12 protein-coding genes are annotated in these 15,984 nt (G+C 31.0%); 8 read left to right on the top strand and 4 right to left on the bottom strand.

Annotated features, from left to right (window positions below):
- The first annotated feature begins 17 nt into the window (after positions 1-17).
- Complete coding sequence (locus CLV86_RS05895) at positions 18-524, top strand: c-type cytochrome (RefSeq protein ID WP_428841386.1); 507 nt, start codon at positions 18-20, stop codon at positions 522-524.
- 2 nt (positions 525-526) lie between these two features.
- Here the strand turns inward: CLV86_RS05895 and CLV86_RS05890 are convergent, their stop codons facing one another.
- Together CLV86_RS05890 and CLV86_RS05885 are read right to left on the bottom strand one after the other, a co-directional pair.
- A complete protein-coding gene (locus tag CLV86_RS05890) occupies positions 527-880 on the bottom strand; it encodes a hypothetical protein (protein ID WP_121050747.1) in 354 nt (117 codons plus the stop codon).
- Between the two features lie 25 nt (positions 881-905).
- Entirely contained in the window at positions 906-1,880 is a 975-nt protein-coding gene (locus CLV86_RS05885) for a polyprenyl synthetase family protein (RefSeq protein ID WP_121050744.1), read from the bottom strand.
- A gap of 156 nt (positions 1,881-2,036) precedes the next feature.
- Between CLV86_RS05885 and CLV86_RS05880 the strand changes: the two genes are divergently transcribed.
- The 7 genes from CLV86_RS05880 to CLV86_RS05850 all read left to right on the top strand — a co-directional run bounded on the left by CLV86_RS05880 (position 2,037) and on the right by CLV86_RS05850 (position 12,621).
- Positions 2,037-2,642: a TetR/AcrR family transcriptional regulator gene (locus CLV86_RS05880; protein ID WP_121050741.1), complete on the top strand. Its 606-nt coding sequence runs from the start codon at positions 2,037-2,039 to the stop codon at positions 2,640-2,642.
- On the top strand, positions 2,642-3,976 hold the full coding sequence (locus tag CLV86_RS05875) for a TolC family protein (RefSeq protein ID WP_121050738.1): 1,335 nt from the start codon (positions 2,642-2,644) through the stop codon (positions 3,974-3,976). The genes CLV86_RS05880 and CLV86_RS05875 overlap by 1 nt, the downstream gene beginning before the upstream one ends.
- A gap of 6 nt (positions 3,977-3,982) precedes the next feature.
- Positions 3,983-5,170 (top strand): efflux RND transporter periplasmic adaptor subunit, encoded by a 1,188-nt coding sequence (locus CLV86_RS05870; RefSeq protein WP_121050735.1) that lies wholly within the window; start codon positions 3,983-3,985, stop codon positions 5,168-5,170.
- Complete coding sequence (locus CLV86_RS05865) at positions 5,163-8,705, top strand: efflux RND transporter permease subunit (RefSeq protein WP_121050732.1); 3,543 nt, start codon at positions 5,163-5,165, stop codon at positions 8,703-8,705. The genes CLV86_RS05870 and CLV86_RS05865 overlap by 8 nt, the downstream gene beginning before the upstream one ends.
- Positions 8,706-8,780: 75 nt before the next feature.
- Entirely contained in the window at positions 8,781-10,535 is a 1,755-nt protein-coding gene (gene aspS / locus CLV86_RS05860) for an aspartate--tRNA ligase (protein WP_121050729.1), read from the top strand.
- A 47-nt stretch (positions 10,536-10,582) separates the two neighbouring features.
- Positions 10,583-12,361, top strand: coding sequence for a chloride channel protein (locus CLV86_RS05855; RefSeq protein ID WP_121050726.1), 1,779 nt, complete (start codon positions 10,583-10,585; stop codon positions 12,359-12,361).
- A gap of 23 nt (positions 12,362-12,384) precedes the next feature.
- Complete coding sequence (locus tag CLV86_RS05850; RefSeq protein ID WP_121050722.1) at positions 12,385-12,621, top strand: hypothetical protein; 237 nt, start codon at positions 12,385-12,387, stop codon at positions 12,619-12,621.
- Here the strand turns inward: CLV86_RS05850 and CLV86_RS05845 are convergent.
- Complete coding sequence (locus CLV86_RS05845; RefSeq protein WP_121050719.1) at positions 12,618-13,067, bottom strand: nucleoside deaminase; 450 nt, start codon at positions 13,065-13,067, stop codon at positions 12,618-12,620. The genes CLV86_RS05850 and CLV86_RS05845 overlap by 4 nt on opposite strands.
- Before the next feature lie 66 nt (positions 13,068-13,133).
- Positions 13,134-15,839: a T9SS-dependent M36 family metallopeptidase gene (locus tag CLV86_RS05840; RefSeq protein ID WP_121050716.1), complete on the bottom strand. Its 2,706-nt coding sequence runs from the start codon at positions 15,837-15,839 to the stop codon at positions 13,134-13,136.
- Between the last annotated feature and the right edge of the window lie 145 nt (positions 15,840-15,984).

The raw sequence follows: 15,984 nt of genomic DNA, 5'->3' as shown, positions 1-15,984 counted from the left end.
AATTGAAAAAAGTTTAGATAAAAATGAAATTTAAAATTACTATAGTTTTACTTTTAACTCTTTTAGTGAGTTGTGGAGGAGATAAAAACGATAAGAAAAAAGAAAAATTTTCTTATCAAAAAAAATCGACTACAGAACAAACATCTAAAACAAAAACAGAAAAAATTCCTGCTTCAAAAAAAATAGATTTAACAAACAAAGGTGTTGGCCCAATACAATCTATAACTTTAACAGAAAATATAGATAAAAAAATGGCAGCTAGTGGCGCAGAAGTATATAAAAAAATGTGCACTGCTTGCCATAGAGTTGATAAAAAATTTATTGGACCTGCACCAAAAGGAATTTTAAAACGTCGAACTCCAGAGTGGATTATGAATATGATTTTAGATCCTGAAAAAATGGTAAAAGAAGATGCTTTAGCAAAAGAATTATTATGGGAATTTAATGGCTCACCAATGATAAATCAAGGTGTAACAGAAAAAGAAGCCAGAGCTATTTTAGAATATTTTAGAACTTTAGAATAAAACTATTTAGAATATTTATTTTTAAACCAAACCTTTTGCCATTCCCTTTTTAAAATTAAAAAAGACACTTGCGCAGCCAACTCAACTGTATCGTCTCCACTTAAAGCTTTTATGTTTTTTTCTGGTACATCTATTATATAAAGCAAATTTAAGTACTCAGCAAATTTTTCTTGAATAAGCTTATAAACTGTTTCGTGAAGTAACAGTTTTAAACTTGACGGTAAAATTTCTTCATCAAAATCTAAATCTATATTAGCAAATAAAAAGTCTTTATTTAGTTGGTGAATTAACTTACTATATAAGTCTAATTGTTTAGCTTCCTCTATTAAGTCTTGAAATGTTGCTGGTGGTTGCATAAGTGTTTTAGCAAGGCTAAATTAATTAAACTTTACGGGTCATTAAATTAGTACCAAAACTTTTTAAAAGTAATTTTTTATCATCAGAAATATTTAATGTTTCTAAAACTAAAAAAGATTTTTTGGTATAATTTTCAATTTCTTGCTGTGTAGCTTCTGCAGATCCACTTTCAATAAAAAATTGTTTTACAGTTTCTATTTTTTCAAAATTATCTTCTAAATTAACTGTAAATAATTGTTCTAATTGATTTTTTTTCGAACCATCTAAAAACTGTAAAGCCTTTAAATATAGAAACGTCTTTTTATTTTCAATTATATCTCCTCCTACTTGTTTTCCAAAAGTTTCTGGATTTCCAAAAGCATCTAAATAATCATCTTGTAATTGAAACGCAATACCTAACAACCTACCAAACTCGTATATACCAACTTGATCTTGTTCTGAGGCTTTTGCTATTATAGCTCCCATTTGCATAGCAGCACCTACTAGAACTGCTGTTTTGTACTCAATCATTTTTAAATACTCTGGTATAGTAACATTGTCTCTAGTTTCAAAATCAACATCATACTGTTGTCCCTCACAAACTTCTAAAGCTGTTTTACTAAATAATTTTGCTAATGCTTGAAAAACTTGTGGATCGTAATTCTCAAACAATTGATACGCCATAATTAGCATTGCATCTCCAGATAATATTCCTGTATTTACATCCCATTTTTCATGAACTGTAAGTTGCCCTCTTCTTAAAGGAGCCGCATCCATAATATCGTCGTGCACTAAAGAAAAATTATGAAATATCTCTATACTTAAAGCAGCGTCTAATGCTTTTTTGTAATCGCAATTAAAAATATCTGCACTCATTAAAGTTAAAACAGGACGTAAACGTTTACCTCCTAATTTAAGGATATAATTAATAGGCTGGTATAAATTTTTAGGCTCTCTGTTTTTAGAAAAATTTTCTAAATAACTTAAAAATTCACTTTGGTAGTCTTGAGTATTTTGCATCGTACAAAAATAATGTAATTGAGTTTATTTAAAGAAATAAATGTGTCAATGTTAATAAAAGATTAAAACTCTAGAAACTTTTTGGGTTTTTAAAGTTTCCATAACTATATTTGCACAAAAATAAATATGACATCTACCTATTTGGATTAGGAACTTATGAAAGAGAAAATTATATTAAAATCTTCACATCTATTTTTAAACTTAGGTTTTAAAAGTGTGACTATGGATGATATTGCTAATGAAATGGGTATTAGCAAAAAAACCATATATCAGCATTTTAAAAACAAAACAAAATTAGTCGAAGCCACTGCCATGAGTGTTTTTGAACAGATTTCGTGTGGCATTGATAGTATTTGTGAATTAAACAAAAATCCTATTGAGGAAGTATATGAAATTAAACAATTTATTATGCATCATTTAAAAGATGAAAAATCTTCTCCTCAATTTCAACTTCAAAAATACTACCCTAAAATTTATGCAAATTTAAAAAACAAGCAATTCGAGAAAATGCTAAGCTGTGTTACTCAAAATTTAGAACGTGGTGTAGCTCAAGGTATTTATAGAGACACAATTAATGCAGATTTTGTTGCAAGACTTTACTTTAACAATATGATATCTTTAAAAGACCAAACACTTTTTCCTGCAGAAAAATTCTCGATATCTATGTTAATGGATAATTATTTAGAATATCACCTAGGTGGTATTTGCTCTATAAAAGGATTAGAAAAATTAAATCAAATAAAAATCAATCAAAATAAATAATGAAAAATACACTAACATTATTAATCGTATTCTTTATTTACCAAATAGGTTTTTCTCAAGAACAACCTAAAAGTCTCTCGCTGCAAGAAGCAATTGACTTTGCTTTAGAAAATAATAGAACAGCAATTAATGCGACTAAAGATATTGAAGCCGCAAAACAACAAAAATGGGAAACAACAGCATCAGGTTTACCACAAATAAGCGCAGGAATAAATTACCAAAATGCTATTAAGCAACAGGTTACTCCTGTAGATTTAAATGGAGATGGAATTGACGAAGATTTTGTTTTGGGAGACCCTCAAAATATTACTGCAACTGCTACATTAAATCAGAAAATTTTTGACGGCTCATACCTAGTGGGATTACAGTCTGCAAAAGTTTTTTTAGAAATTTCTAAAAATGCAAAAACAAAAACAGATTTAGAGGTTAGAAAATCTGTAATTGATGCTTATGGCAATGTTTTACTAGCCGAAGAAAGTATTGAAATTTTAAACAGAAACATTGAGGTTTTAGAAAAAAACTTGTTTGAAACCAATAAAATTTACGAAAACGGTCTTGAAGAAGAAGAAAGTGTAGAACAACTTAAAATTACATTATCAAGTGTCGAGAGTCAATTAAACAACACAAATAGATTAAAAACTTTAGCTTATCAAATGTTAAATATTACCATTGGTCTAGATCTTAATTCACCAATAGTATTAACTGATGATTTAGAAAACTTAACAACTCAAAATGTAAACTTAAACCTGCTAACAGTAGAAGAGAGTGTTGAAAACACTATCGACTTTTTAATTGCAGAAAACGATAAAGTATCAAAAGAGTTATTAGTAAAGTTAGAAAAAAGTAAAGCCTTACCTACTTTAAACGCATTTATAAATGGAGGTTACGCTGCATATAGCGACACATTTAGTTTTGCTAACAGTTCTCAAAGATGGATTGGATCTTCGGTATTTGGAGTAAGTTTAGACATTCCAATTTTTAGCTCTGGTATGAGAAATGCAGCAACACAACGTGCTAAAATTAATTTAGAAAAAGCAGAAACAGAGCTTACAGAAACCGAACAACGTATAAAACTCCAAATAGCATCTGCTAAAAGTGACTATCAATTTGCTATTGAAGATTATCAAAACAAAAAAGAAAATTTAGCCTTAGCAGAACGTATTGAAACAAAAAACCAAACTAAATTTTTTGAAGGAATTGGTTCTAGTTTTGAGCTTAGACAAGCACAAACTCAACTTTATTCTGCACAACAAGAATTGCTTCAAGCAATGTTAGATGTTATTAATACCAAAGCAACTTTAGAAACAGCATTAAATACAATTATACTAAACTAATCAATCATGAAAAATATATATTCAATATTAATTATCACTATACTTTTAGTCTCTTGCGGGAAAGGACAAAAAAACTCTACTGAAAAAGTTTTAGAAAGCAACAATCTAGAAACTATACGCACAAAAAGAGGAGAGTTAGTAAACCAGCAACAAGCTATTAACGATGAAATTAAACTTTTAGACAATAAAATTAAAGAATTAGACACAACTAAACACGTTCCATTAATAACAACTTTTTCTGCACAAACAGAAAAATTTGAACACGTATTAGAACTTCAAGGAAATGTTACTACAAAAAATCTTCTTACTGTAACACCAGAATACAATGGTATTTTAACAAATGTGTACGTAAAAGAAGGACAACAAGTAAGTAAAGGTCAAGTTTTAGCAAAAATTGATGATGGTGGATTAAGCCAACAATTAGCTCAATTAAATATTCAAACAGATTTAGCAAAAACCACTTACGAACGTCAAAAGCGACTATGGAACCAAAACATAGGAAGTGAAATTCAATATCTACAAGCAAAATCTAGTTACGAATCTCAACAAGAAGCAATAAACCAATTAAAACAACAAATTTCTAAAACCACTGTAAGAGCTCCTTTTTCCGGAACCATAGACGATGTCATTACAGAACAAGGCAGTGTTGTTGCCGCAGGACAAACACCTCTATTACGCATTGTAAATCTTAACAATATGTATATTGAAACTGAGGTTCCAGAACGTTACGTTTCTGATGTTGTAAAAGGTAAAAATGTAACTGTTAACATTCCTGTATTAAACAAAACAATAGAAACAAAAGTTAGACAAGCAGGAGACTTTATAAATCCTGCAAACCGAACATTTAAAGTTGAAGTAGAAATCCCTAATAAAGATAAATCTATTAAACCAAACTTAACTGCACGTTTAAAAATTAATGATTATACTAATGAAAACGCCATACTAATTCCACAAAGTGTAATTTCTGAAAACGCAGATGGAGAGCAATATGTTTACGTTGTAGAAAGTAAAAATGAAAAAGGAATTGGTACTGCAAAAAGAGTAATTATTGAAACAGGAAAAACCCAAGGCGATGTTATTGAAGTCTTAAAAAATCTTGAAAAAGGTACAGAGATTATTAAAGAAGGTGCTCGTAGTGTAAAAGATGGGCAATCTGTAGAAGTAATTAACTATAAAGAAGAAAACAATGACTAATAAAAATAAAAAAAATACTGAAAAAGAGTTTAGTTGGTCATCATGGGCAATAAACAACAAAACCACAATGTATGTGCTTATTGCTGTTTTTTTCTACCTAGGGATATCTGCCTTTTTTAGTATGCCAAGAGAAAATTTTCCTGAAGTAAATGAAACAAAAATTTACGTAAGCACAGTTTACCCAGGAAATACAGCCGAGGATATAGAAAAACTAATTATAGATCCTCTAGAAGACAAACTAAAAACAGTAAGTAATGTTGTAGAAACGACCTCAACATCTCAAGAAGACTATGGGATGTTAATTGTAGAGTTTGATGAAAACATTACAGTAGAAAGAGCCTTACAAAAAGTAAAAGACGAGATAGACACAGAAACATCTAACGAAGATTGGCCAACATTTAACGGCGCAAAAGTAGAACCAGATGTTTTTGAATTAAGTCTATCTGAAGAAATGCCAATTCTTAACATTAACATTTCTGGAGATTACACCATTGAAAAGTTAAAAGATTTTGCCGAGTATCTTCAAGATGAAATTGAAAATTTACAAGAAATAAAGAAAGCAGACATTAGAGGTGCTCAAGAAAAAGAAGTAGAAGTTGCCGTTGATATTTATAAAATGATGGCAGCAAAAGTAACTTTTACCGATATCCTTGGAGCTATTGGCAATGGTAATGTAACACAATCTGCCGGAAACTTAAAAACAAGTGGCCAGCGAAGAACTATTAGAATAATTGGAGAAATTGAAAAGCCTTCAGAATTAGAAAATTTTGTTGTAAAATCTGAAAACGGAGATGCCATTTACCTAAAAGACGTTGCTACTGTTTCTTTTAAAGAAGAAGACAAAACAACTTATGCAAGAAAGTCTGGAAAGCCAGTTGTAATGCTAGATGTTAAAAAACGAGCTGGAAAAAATATGGTGGCAGCTGCAGAGCAAATTCAAGTTATTGTAAAAGAAGCTAAAGAAAATGTATTCCCTCAAGATTTAGAAGTATCTATTACTAATGATCAATCTCCTGTAACAATAGGCCAGGTTGATGATTTAGTTAATAATATTATTTTTGGTGTTATACTTGTTGTAACCGTTTTAATGTTCTTTCTAGGATTTAAAAATGCACTTTTTGTTGGTTTTGCTATACCAATGTCTATGTTCATGTCTCTAATGATATTAGGCCTTATTGGTTACAGTTTAAATACAATGGTACTTTTTGGACTAATTATGGGACTCGGTATGCTTGTAGACAACGGTATTGTTGTTGTTGAAAATGTCTACAGATTGATGGAAGAAGAAGGCATGAGTAGAATTGAAGCTGCCAAAAAAGGAATTGGAGAAATTGCTTTTCCTATTATAATTTCTACAGCAACAACCGTAGCTGCCTTTGTACCATTAGGACTTTGGCCAGGAATAATGGGAGAATTTATGAAAATTTTACCTATAACACTTTCCATTGTTTTAGGTTCCTCTTTATTTGTTGCTATATTCTTCAATTCGGTTTTAGTATCTCGATATATGACTATTGAAGATAAAGATATGCCACTAAGTCAAATTATTAAAATAACAATTATTATTGGCGTTATAGGCATACTTATTCTACTATTTGGAGGTACTTACAGAGGTTTAGGAACAATAATGGTATTTACCGCTATAATGCTTTGGGTGTACCGCTTCTTTATTAGAAAATGGGCAAATAACTTTCAAAATAAATCTTTAGTAAAACTTGAGTCTTGGTACGAAAGACAGTTGCGTTGGGCTCTATCAAAAAGAAAACCTTATTTTTTAAGTGTGGGTACCTTTTTGTTACTTATTGCAGCGTTTATAGCTTTCGGCATTTCATTAGCTACACAACGTACTAATGTAGAATTCTTTCCAGACAATAAGCCTAATCAAATTATTGTATACATAGAATATCCTGAAGGAACAGCTATTGAAAAAACAAATGCTATTACCAAGCAAATAGAAAAACGTGTTTATAGCGTAATTAACCAAAACCAATATATGGATGGCAACAGAAACTTTATGGTAGAAAGTGCTGTATCTCAAGTTGGTGAAGGAGCAGGAAATCCTAATACAGATTCGGGTTCTTCAGCAGAAATGCCACACAAAGCAAAAATTACTGCTTCTATGCGTGAATATAAATACCGTCGTGGTGAAGATAGTGAGTTGTTACGTCAAAAAGTACAAGAAGCATTAGTTGGTATATATCCAGGTGTATTAATTTCTGTAGAGAAAGATGTAAATGGGCCACCTGCTGGTTCTCCAATTAATATTGAGATTGAAGGTGACGATTATGTTGAACTTATATCTACAGCAGAAAAAATGCGTGAATTTATAAATTCTAAAAATGTTGCTGGTATTGATGAGTTAAAGATAGATGTTAATAAAGACAAGCCAACAATGCTTGTTGAAATAGACAGACAAAAAGCAGGTGAATTAGGAGTTACCGCTAACCAAATTGGTAATCAACTTAGAAATTCGATATTTGGATCTAAAGCTGGTATTTATAAAGAAGATGGTGATGATTTCGATATTTACGTTCGTTTTAACGAAGAAAATAGATACAATACAAGCGCTTTATTCAATCAAAACATAACATTTAGAGACAACACAGGACAATTAAAAGAAATACCATTATCTGCAGTTGCAAAACAAAAAAACAACTCTGGATTTAATGCCATTAAACACAAAGATGGTAAACGTGTAGTTACTGTATATTCTGCATTAGCTCCAGGTTTTACAGATGCTGGTGCTATTGTTACACAAATTCAAAATGAAATGAAAAGTTTTGAAGGTTTACCTGAAGATATTCATATTGATTACACAGGACAAATTGAAGAACAAAATAAACAAATGGCGTTCTTAATGGGTGCATTTTTTACTGGTCTTGGTTTAATTTTCTTCATCTTAATATTTCAATTTAACTCAGTTTCTAAACCTACTATTATTATGATAGCTATTTTCTTGAGTTTTATTGGTGTATTTGGAGGAATAGTAATTTCTGGTAGCGCATTCGTTATCATGATGACTATGGTAGGAATTATATCGTTGGCAGGAATTGTAGTAAACAATGGTGTGGTACTCTTAGATTATGCACAATTATTAATAGATAGAAAGAAAAATAAACTAAACCTAGAGGAAACAGATTATCTTAAAAACGAAGACCTTTTTAATAGTATTGTTAAAGCTGGAAAAGCACGTTTAAGACCTGTATTACTTACAGCTATTACAACAATCTTAGGATTAATTCCATTAGCTATTGGTTTAAACATTAATTTCTTTACACTGTTTGCAGACTTTAATCCTAACATTTATATGGGAGGAGATAACGTAGTATTTTGGGGACCACTAGCATGGACCGTTATTTACGGATTAATTGTAGCCACGTTTTTAACCCTAATAGTTGTACCAATTTTATTCTTTTTAAGTATAAAACTTAAAATGTGGATGCGCATTAAATTTACTTCTCAACCTTTAAGAGCCAACGAAGCTGAAGCTTTTAAGGAAATTGAAATAGCTGCACAACCTAAAATTGATAATTAATTATAATATATAAATAAAAAAAATCCGAAGTAAATGCTTCGGATTTTTTATTTTTGCACCTTATAAAAACACACTATGTACAGAAGTCATAATTGCGGTGAATTAACTGCAAAACATATAAATACAGAAGTTACCTTATCTGGTTGGGTGCAAAAGTCAAGAGATAAAGGTTTTATTGTTTGGGTAGACTTACGCGACCGTTACGGTATTACTCAACTTGTTTTTGATGAAGAACGCACAAGTAAAGACTTACTTAAAAAAGCTCAAGAGCTTGGGCGTGAGTTTGTAATACAAGTAAAAGGAAAAGTAATAGAACGTGCTTCTAAAAACCCAAATATTCCAACAGGAGAAATAGAGATTTTAGTTTCAGAATTAAATATCTTAAACGAAGCTCTTTTACCTCCTTTTACAATTGAAGACAAAACCGATGGTGGTGAAGATATTAGAATGAAATATCGTTACCTAGATATTAGACGTAATCCTGTAAAAAACAGTTTAATATTTAGAGCTAAAGTAACACAAGAAGTTAGAAACTATCTTTCTAACGATGGTTTTATAGAAGTAGAAACACCTTACTTAATTAAATCTACACCAGAAGGCGCACGTGATTTTGTGGTACCTTCTCGTATGAATGAAGGAGAATTTTACGCCTTACCACAATCGCCTCAAACATTTAAGCAATTGCTTATGGTTGGTGGTATGGATAAATATTTTCAAATTGTTAAATGCTTTAGAGACGAAGATTTACGTGCAGACAGACAACCAGAATTCACACAAATTGATTGTGAAATGGCATTTGTAGAGCAAGAAGATATTTTAAATGTTTTTGAAGGTTTAACAAGACATTTACTAAAAGAAGTAAACGGTGTTGAAATCGACAAATTTCCACGTATGCTTTATGATGATGCAATGCGTTTATATGGTAACGACAAACCAGACATTAGATTTGGAATGGAGTTTGGCGAGCTTAATGAAGTAGCACAACACAAAGATTTTGGTGTTTTTAATAATGCCGAATTAGTAGTTGGTATTGCTGTTCCTGGAGGAAATAGTTACACACGTAAAGAAATAGATAAATTAATAGACTGGGTAAAACGTCCACAAGTTGGCGCTTTAGGCATGGTTTATTCTCGTTGTAATGAAGATGGAACATTTAAATCTTCTGTAGATAAATTTTACGATCAAGACGATTTAGCTAAATGGGCAGAAGTTACAGGTGCTAAAGCAGGTGATTTAGTTTGTATACTTTCTGGAGAGACAAATAAAGTTCGAGCACAACTTAGTGCCTTACGTATGGAATTAGCAGAACGTTTAGGTTTAAGAGACCCAAAAGTATTTGCTCCACTTTGGGTAATAGATTTCCCATTATTAGAGTTAGATGAAGAAACTGGGCATTATCACGCTATGCACCATCCATTTACATCTCCAAAACCGGGTCAAATAGAATTATTAGACACTAAACCAGGAGAAGTAAAAGCCAATGCTTACGATTTAGTTTTAAATGGTAACGAAATAGGTGGTGGTTCTATTAGAATACACGATAAAGCAACACAAGCCATTATGCTTAGACATTTAGGCTTTAGCGAAGAAGAAGCCAGAGCACAATTTGGTTTCTTAATGGATGCTTTTGAATATGGAGCACCTCCACATGGTGGTTTAGCCTTTGGTTTAGATAGATTGGTGGCTATTTTAGGCGGACAAGAAACCATTAGAGATTTTATTGCATTCCCTAAAAACAATTCTGGTCGCGATGTCATGATTGATGCTCCTGCTCCTATTGACGAAGAGCAACTTAAAGAATTAAATTTAAAACTAGACTTACAATCATAAAAATAAAAAATCCTGCAAATTGCAGGATTTTTTATTACATTTAATTGATGCCTAAAAAAACACTTTTAAAACGTTTTCTTATTTGGAGATATAAAAATATTTCCGAGAAAAACTTTACTTTTATTTTAAGTGCTTTAGTTGGTTTACTAGCTGGATTAGCAGCAGTAACTCTTAAAAACATAACATTTACAATTGAAGCTCTTTTAGCAAAAGGCATTGTATTTTCTCAAAATCAGTTATATTTTATTTTACCTGTTATAGGCTTATTATTAGTGTATTTATTTGTAAAATATATTAGTAAAAAACCTATTGAACACGCTATTCCTTCGGTATTATTTTCACTTACACGTAAAAGCGGATTTTTAAAACGTTCCAAAATATATTTTCCATTAATTGCTGCTCCTTTAACGGTTGGTTTTGGTGGATCTGTAGGATTACTTGGTCCAGCAGTTTCCTCAGGATCTGCTATAAGTTCTAATTTAGGCAGGTTATTTCATATTAATAGGAAAACTAGAACTTTATTAATTGGTTGCGCCGCGGCAGGAGCAATATCTTCTATTTTTAAATCGCCAATTGCAGCCATAATTTTTGCGGTAGAAGTTTTTGCTTTAGATTTAACTTTTGCTTCTTTACTACCATTACTAATAGCATCGGTTTCTTCTGTAATTACATCATACTTTTTTTTAGGAGACGATTTACTTTTTAATTTTAATTTTTCAGATAAATTCCAAATAAATGATATCCTTTTTTATGCCGTTTTAGGAATTGGAACTGGCTTTGCATCTGTATATTTTACAAAAATGTATTTTGCAATTTTAAAATTTTTCGAACGCTTTAAAACAGCATTTCAAAAACTAATTATTGGCGGTTTAGCCATTGGTATTATGCTGTATTTCATTCCGCCTTTATACGGTGAAGGATTTGGATTTATAAACAATTTACTTGCAGGAAACCACATTCTAGCTTTAGGAAAAACACCTTTTGATGCTTTTAATCAAAATATATGGGTAGTAATAGCACTACTTATTGGTATTACTATTTTTAAAGCGGTTGCCATGACTACAACATTTGCTGCTGGTGGTGTTGGTGGTATATTTATTCCTACAATGGTTATGGGTAGTGCTCTTGGTAATGCTGTTGCAAAAGTGATAAACAATATTGGTTTAGGTTTTAATGTTAGCGAAACAAATTTTACATTAATTGGTATGGCTGGTTTAATTGCAGGTGTTTTACATGCTCCTTTAACTGCTATATTTTTAATTGCTGAAATTACTGGTGGATATGAGTTATTTATACCCTTAATGATTGCGGTTGGCATATCTTTTAGCATAAAAAAAAGCACTATAGATTATACTATTTACACAAGAGAACTTGCAGAAAAAGGACAACTTTTAACGCATAATAAAGATCAAAATGTATTAACATTAATGACTTTAGACTCTATAATTGAGAGTGACTTTGCTCTATTAAATCCTAAAATGACTTTAGGAGAAATGCTGCACGAAGGTGTTGCAAAATCAACACGAAATTTATTTCCTGTTGTTTCGGAAAACGGAAACTTATCTGGTATAATTTTACTGGATGATGTTCGCGATATAATGTTTGACCAAACTTTATACGAGTGTACTTTAGTTGAATCTTTAATGCATAATCCGCCAGATAAAATAGATTATGGTAAAGATTCTATGCAGGCTGTTATGCAAAAATTTCAAGACTCTGGCGCATGGAATTTACCAGTTATTAAAGATGAAAAATATATAGGTTTTGTATCAAAATCTAAATTATTAACTGCCTACAGAAGACAATTAATTAATGTTTCTTCTTAATATTAAATTGTAATTTTGCATTTATGAAATATATAATTTGGTTTTTCTTTATCATCACTCTTATTAGTGTAATTTGTGGTTTTGCTTTTGATTTAGCGTACTCTAAAAAACTTATAGGCTATGGTGTTTTAGGCTTCTTTTTTATTGTTATACCGCTATTTTCTTGGTATAGGTGGAAAGATAAAAATCCTAAAGATTATATGCTTAACAAAGAGAATTTAGACAAAATGCGTAAGCGTGAAGGCGACAAACGACGTTAATTTAAATTTCGTTTTTCTATAAAAAAGCGTTTCATTAAGCTAGATGCTTCTTCGGCTAATATTCCACCTTCTAACTTTGTTTTAGGGTGCAGCTTAGTTTGTAAATTTATACAACCTCTTTCTTCATCTCTAGCGCCATAAACTATTTTAGATATTTGACTCCAATATAAAGCTCCTGCACACATTTGGCAAGGCTCTAAAGTAACATACAATGTACAATTTTGTAAATATTTACCTCCTAAAAAATTAGCCGCTGCAGTTATTGCTTGCATTTCGGCATGAGCAGTTACGTCGTTTAAAAGCTCGGTTAAATTATGCGCTCTGGCAATTATTTTATCATCTATAACTATTACAGCACCAACAGGAATTTCGCCTTTTGCAAAAGCTTCCTCGGCTTCTTGTAATGCTTTTTGCATAAAATACTTATCGTCGTATGGTTTTATCATATTATAAAAATAAAAAAGGCAACCGTAAAAACGATTGCCTTTTGAGTATTTATTTAAAAATTATTTCTAATTTTTAAGAATCTTATCATTCGTATTAATACCTTCTCCTTTAATAGTTAAAATATACATTCCAGATTGTAATGAACTAATATTTAACTGAGATTCACTAGATAAATTAGTGTTTTTAGTTAACACCACTCTTCCATTAATATCTGTTAATGTCATTGTTACCTCTCCAAAATTCTTTTTAACCTTAATATTAACTACATTATTTGCAGGATTTGGGTATATAGAATATTGACTACTCATATTAAATTCATCAACACTTAAGCTTGTACAGTTCTGTAAAGATGGGTCTGTAGAAGGTGGCATAGTAAAATCTTCTACTTGATCTTCCATATTACTTGAAGTACCTTGCGATGCATTAAATCCTAATCCTCTTGCTGCAAAAACCTCCCAAATTAAACATTGGTCTTCTCCTCCTGTTAAAGCCATATCTGCAGCAAGTAATGCATCTCTTCCATCTACCATTCCTGGATTACAAGTTTGTAATTTTAATCCGTCTATAACTAGTTGCATAACTTTATTATTACCTCCAGTACCATTATAAAAATCTGCATCAAAACCATATTTATTTTGGTAAGCCCAATTTAAATCCCATAAAACTGTTCCCCAAACAAAACCAATATTATGGACAACTCTATTCCAATAAACTGGATTTCCATTTTGATCGTTACCTAAAAAAGTATTATCGTTTGTAGCATTATACGTATAATTATTTACTGCAAAATCTGTACTATATTGTGCTGGTCTAATACCATTACCATCAACCGCTTGACCAACTGCATAAGTTGCAATACCTCTACCAGTTTCTGGCAAGTCTATAGCTTTCATTGTTAACATTAAAGCAAACCAATCTGACCAACCTTCTCCCATTTGTTCTGGATTAGTTAAGCAACTAGAATTAGAAGGTCCGCCAGATAATCTTGTTGAAATCCCATGACCATATTCATGAGCAACAATACCATTATCTAAACTACCATCTTTTTGGTATGGACCAACTGAAACTAAAGATGCGTTAATTGTTTCTCCATTTAAAAGTGCTGCAATAATTGCTTCTCCTTCTGCTTGACTAACTAAAACCGAAGGAATAGTTACTTGATTTCCTACTGCTCCGTCTGCCATATTAGTTAATAAAGGATCTGAAACATTATTTACTACTATAACACCTACTGCTCCTTCGTTTTCTGCTGCTAAAACTTTACTTGCAAACTCACACACTCCTCTTCTTACAATAGCAATTTTTCCATTAATTGCTGCTCCATTAATAATTGTGTTACAAGCATCATTAACATCTGTTGAAGCTGGTTGCCCAAAATTATTATCTACTACTAAAGCTACATCTGCTGTAAGTGGTGCTGGAGGCAAAGGTGCTCCAAAACTAGCTGTACCACAATTATAACCTCCTGCTAATGTTCCATTATTAACTGTTAATGGAAATCCTGTAGCTGCTCCAGATGCAGACCATAAAAACATAGTCATGCTTGGGTTAGAACCATCTGGTGGAGTACCAAAAGTGGCATTATTTATACCACTACCGTCATGTGCATCTGCATTTACACTATCTCCATCAAAACCACCATTTCCATAGTTGTTTTCTTGAAAATTACCTGAAACTTCGTTAAAACCATATTGGTACCACACATCATGCATATAATTATTCATATAGAATAAATTAGTAATAGATGTATCTATATATCCACTCGGGTCTTGATTACTATTAAAAGGAAAATTAAACGTTAAAGTAGCTGTCCCATTTGGTGAAGCGCCTAAATTATTATTGTTCCCAGAAATATCTTCTTGCGCCCAAACATTATTACCTCTTGTTGTAGTAAACTCTGCTCCAGAAGCGCCATCTGTATCATGCCACCCAAAAGGAGAAGCTACATCATCTGCAGGATCTGTAATTAATTGAATTGATCCGTGATTTGGACTCTCAACAGGTATAGGAAAAACATTATAACTAGAACCATCTGCCATTATCGTAGCCGAAGATTTAAATAAATTTAAAGCATGGTTATTATTAGTTGTATGTAAATGGTTTTTGTGATTTTCATCTTCAAAATTACATTTTACAATCCAATCGTTAGTATCTAAAACTTCACCTGTTACAGCATCTACCCTTACACTATACCAGTTATTACCGTTTAATGCATGAATACTTAAATCCCAAGCAAGTTTTATAGAATTATCATTAGTTTTTTGGAAAACCAATGATACTGGAATATCTGTTTGAGAAATATTGCCATTATTAAAAATATAATTATTATCTCTATTACTAATTAAAGTTAAATTAGAAACAGTACCTAAGTTATAAAAATCGACAACTATATTTATTGCTGATTCTGCATTTACAACTGGAACTAGAGTATTAACTTTAGAAGAAATATTATTAATTAATCCATTAGTATAATGAAAAACATAATTATCTTTTATTGCAACATTTGAAATTGCATTATGAATTTTTACACCTTGATATGCCTGATTAATATAAATGTGATTAATTTTAGTTTTTTCTGAAAAATAACTATCATTTACTATCAGACTTGACAAATCACTTTCAACTAAATTATATTTTTCTTTATTTTGGTTTAACCAATTTTGAATAAGTGATCCAAACTGGTTATTATTTAAAGTGTTTTGTGCCTGTACTAATTGAATTGTAAATAAAAATACAATTGTTAGTATTCCTGCAATGTAATTTTTCTTCATAATATTGTATAATTTATAGATATCTTATAGGGAGGTCGCAAATATAACAAGTAGCTTACAATTATTACATTAATACTAGTGTTTTATTGTTAATTTATACAGTTTTAATAGGTCTTTTTAATAATTTTACACTCTTTTTACACAA

The sequence above is a fragment of the Lacinutrix venerupis genome, from assembly GCF_003663945.1.
Classification (GTDB): Bacteria; Bacteroidota; Bacteroidia; order Flavobacteriales; family Flavobacteriaceae; genus Lacinutrix; species Lacinutrix venerupis.
This window is presented reverse-complemented; position numbering and strand designations above follow the sequence as displayed.

Excerpts from the sequence above, each read along its gene's own strand:
- CLV86_RS05890 (WP_121050747.1), bottom strand. The coding sequence starts at position 880 with ATGCAACCACCAGCAACATTTCAAGACTTAATAGAGGAAGCTAAACAA.
- CLV86_RS05885 (WP_121050744.1), bottom strand. The coding sequence starts at position 1,880 with ATGCAAAATACTCAAGACTACCAAAGTGAATTTTTAAGTTATTTAGAA.
- CLV86_RS05880 (WP_121050741.1), top strand. The coding sequence starts at position 2,037 with ATGAAAGAGAAAATTATATTAAAATCTTCACATCTATTTTTAAACTTA.
- CLV86_RS05875 (WP_121050738.1), top strand. The coding sequence starts at position 2,642 with ATGAAAAATACACTAACATTATTAATCGTATTCTTTATTTACCAAATA.
- CLV86_RS05870 (WP_121050735.1), top strand. The coding sequence starts at position 3,983 with ATGAAAAATATATATTCAATATTAATTATCACTATACTTTTAGTCTCT.
- CLV86_RS05865 (WP_121050732.1), top strand. The coding sequence starts at position 5,163 with ATGACTAATAAAAATAAAAAAAATACTGAAAAAGAGTTTAGTTGGTCA.
- aspS (WP_121050729.1), top strand. The coding sequence starts at position 8,781 with ATGTACAGAAGTCATAATTGCGGTGAATTAACTGCAAAACATATAAAT.
- CLV86_RS05855 (WP_121050726.1), top strand. The coding sequence starts at position 10,583 with ATGCCTAAAAAAACACTTTTAAAACGTTTTCTTATTTGGAGATATAAA.
- CLV86_RS05850 (WP_121050722.1), top strand. The coding sequence starts at position 12,385 with ATGAAATATATAATTTGGTTTTTCTTTATCATCACTCTTATTAGTGTA.
- CLV86_RS05845 (WP_121050719.1), bottom strand. The coding sequence starts at position 13,067 with ATGATAAAACCATACGACGATAAGTATTTTATGCAAAAAGCATTACAA.
- CLV86_RS05840 (WP_121050716.1), bottom strand. The coding sequence starts at position 15,839 with ATGAAGAAAAATTACATTGCAGGAATACTAACAATTGTATTTTTATTT.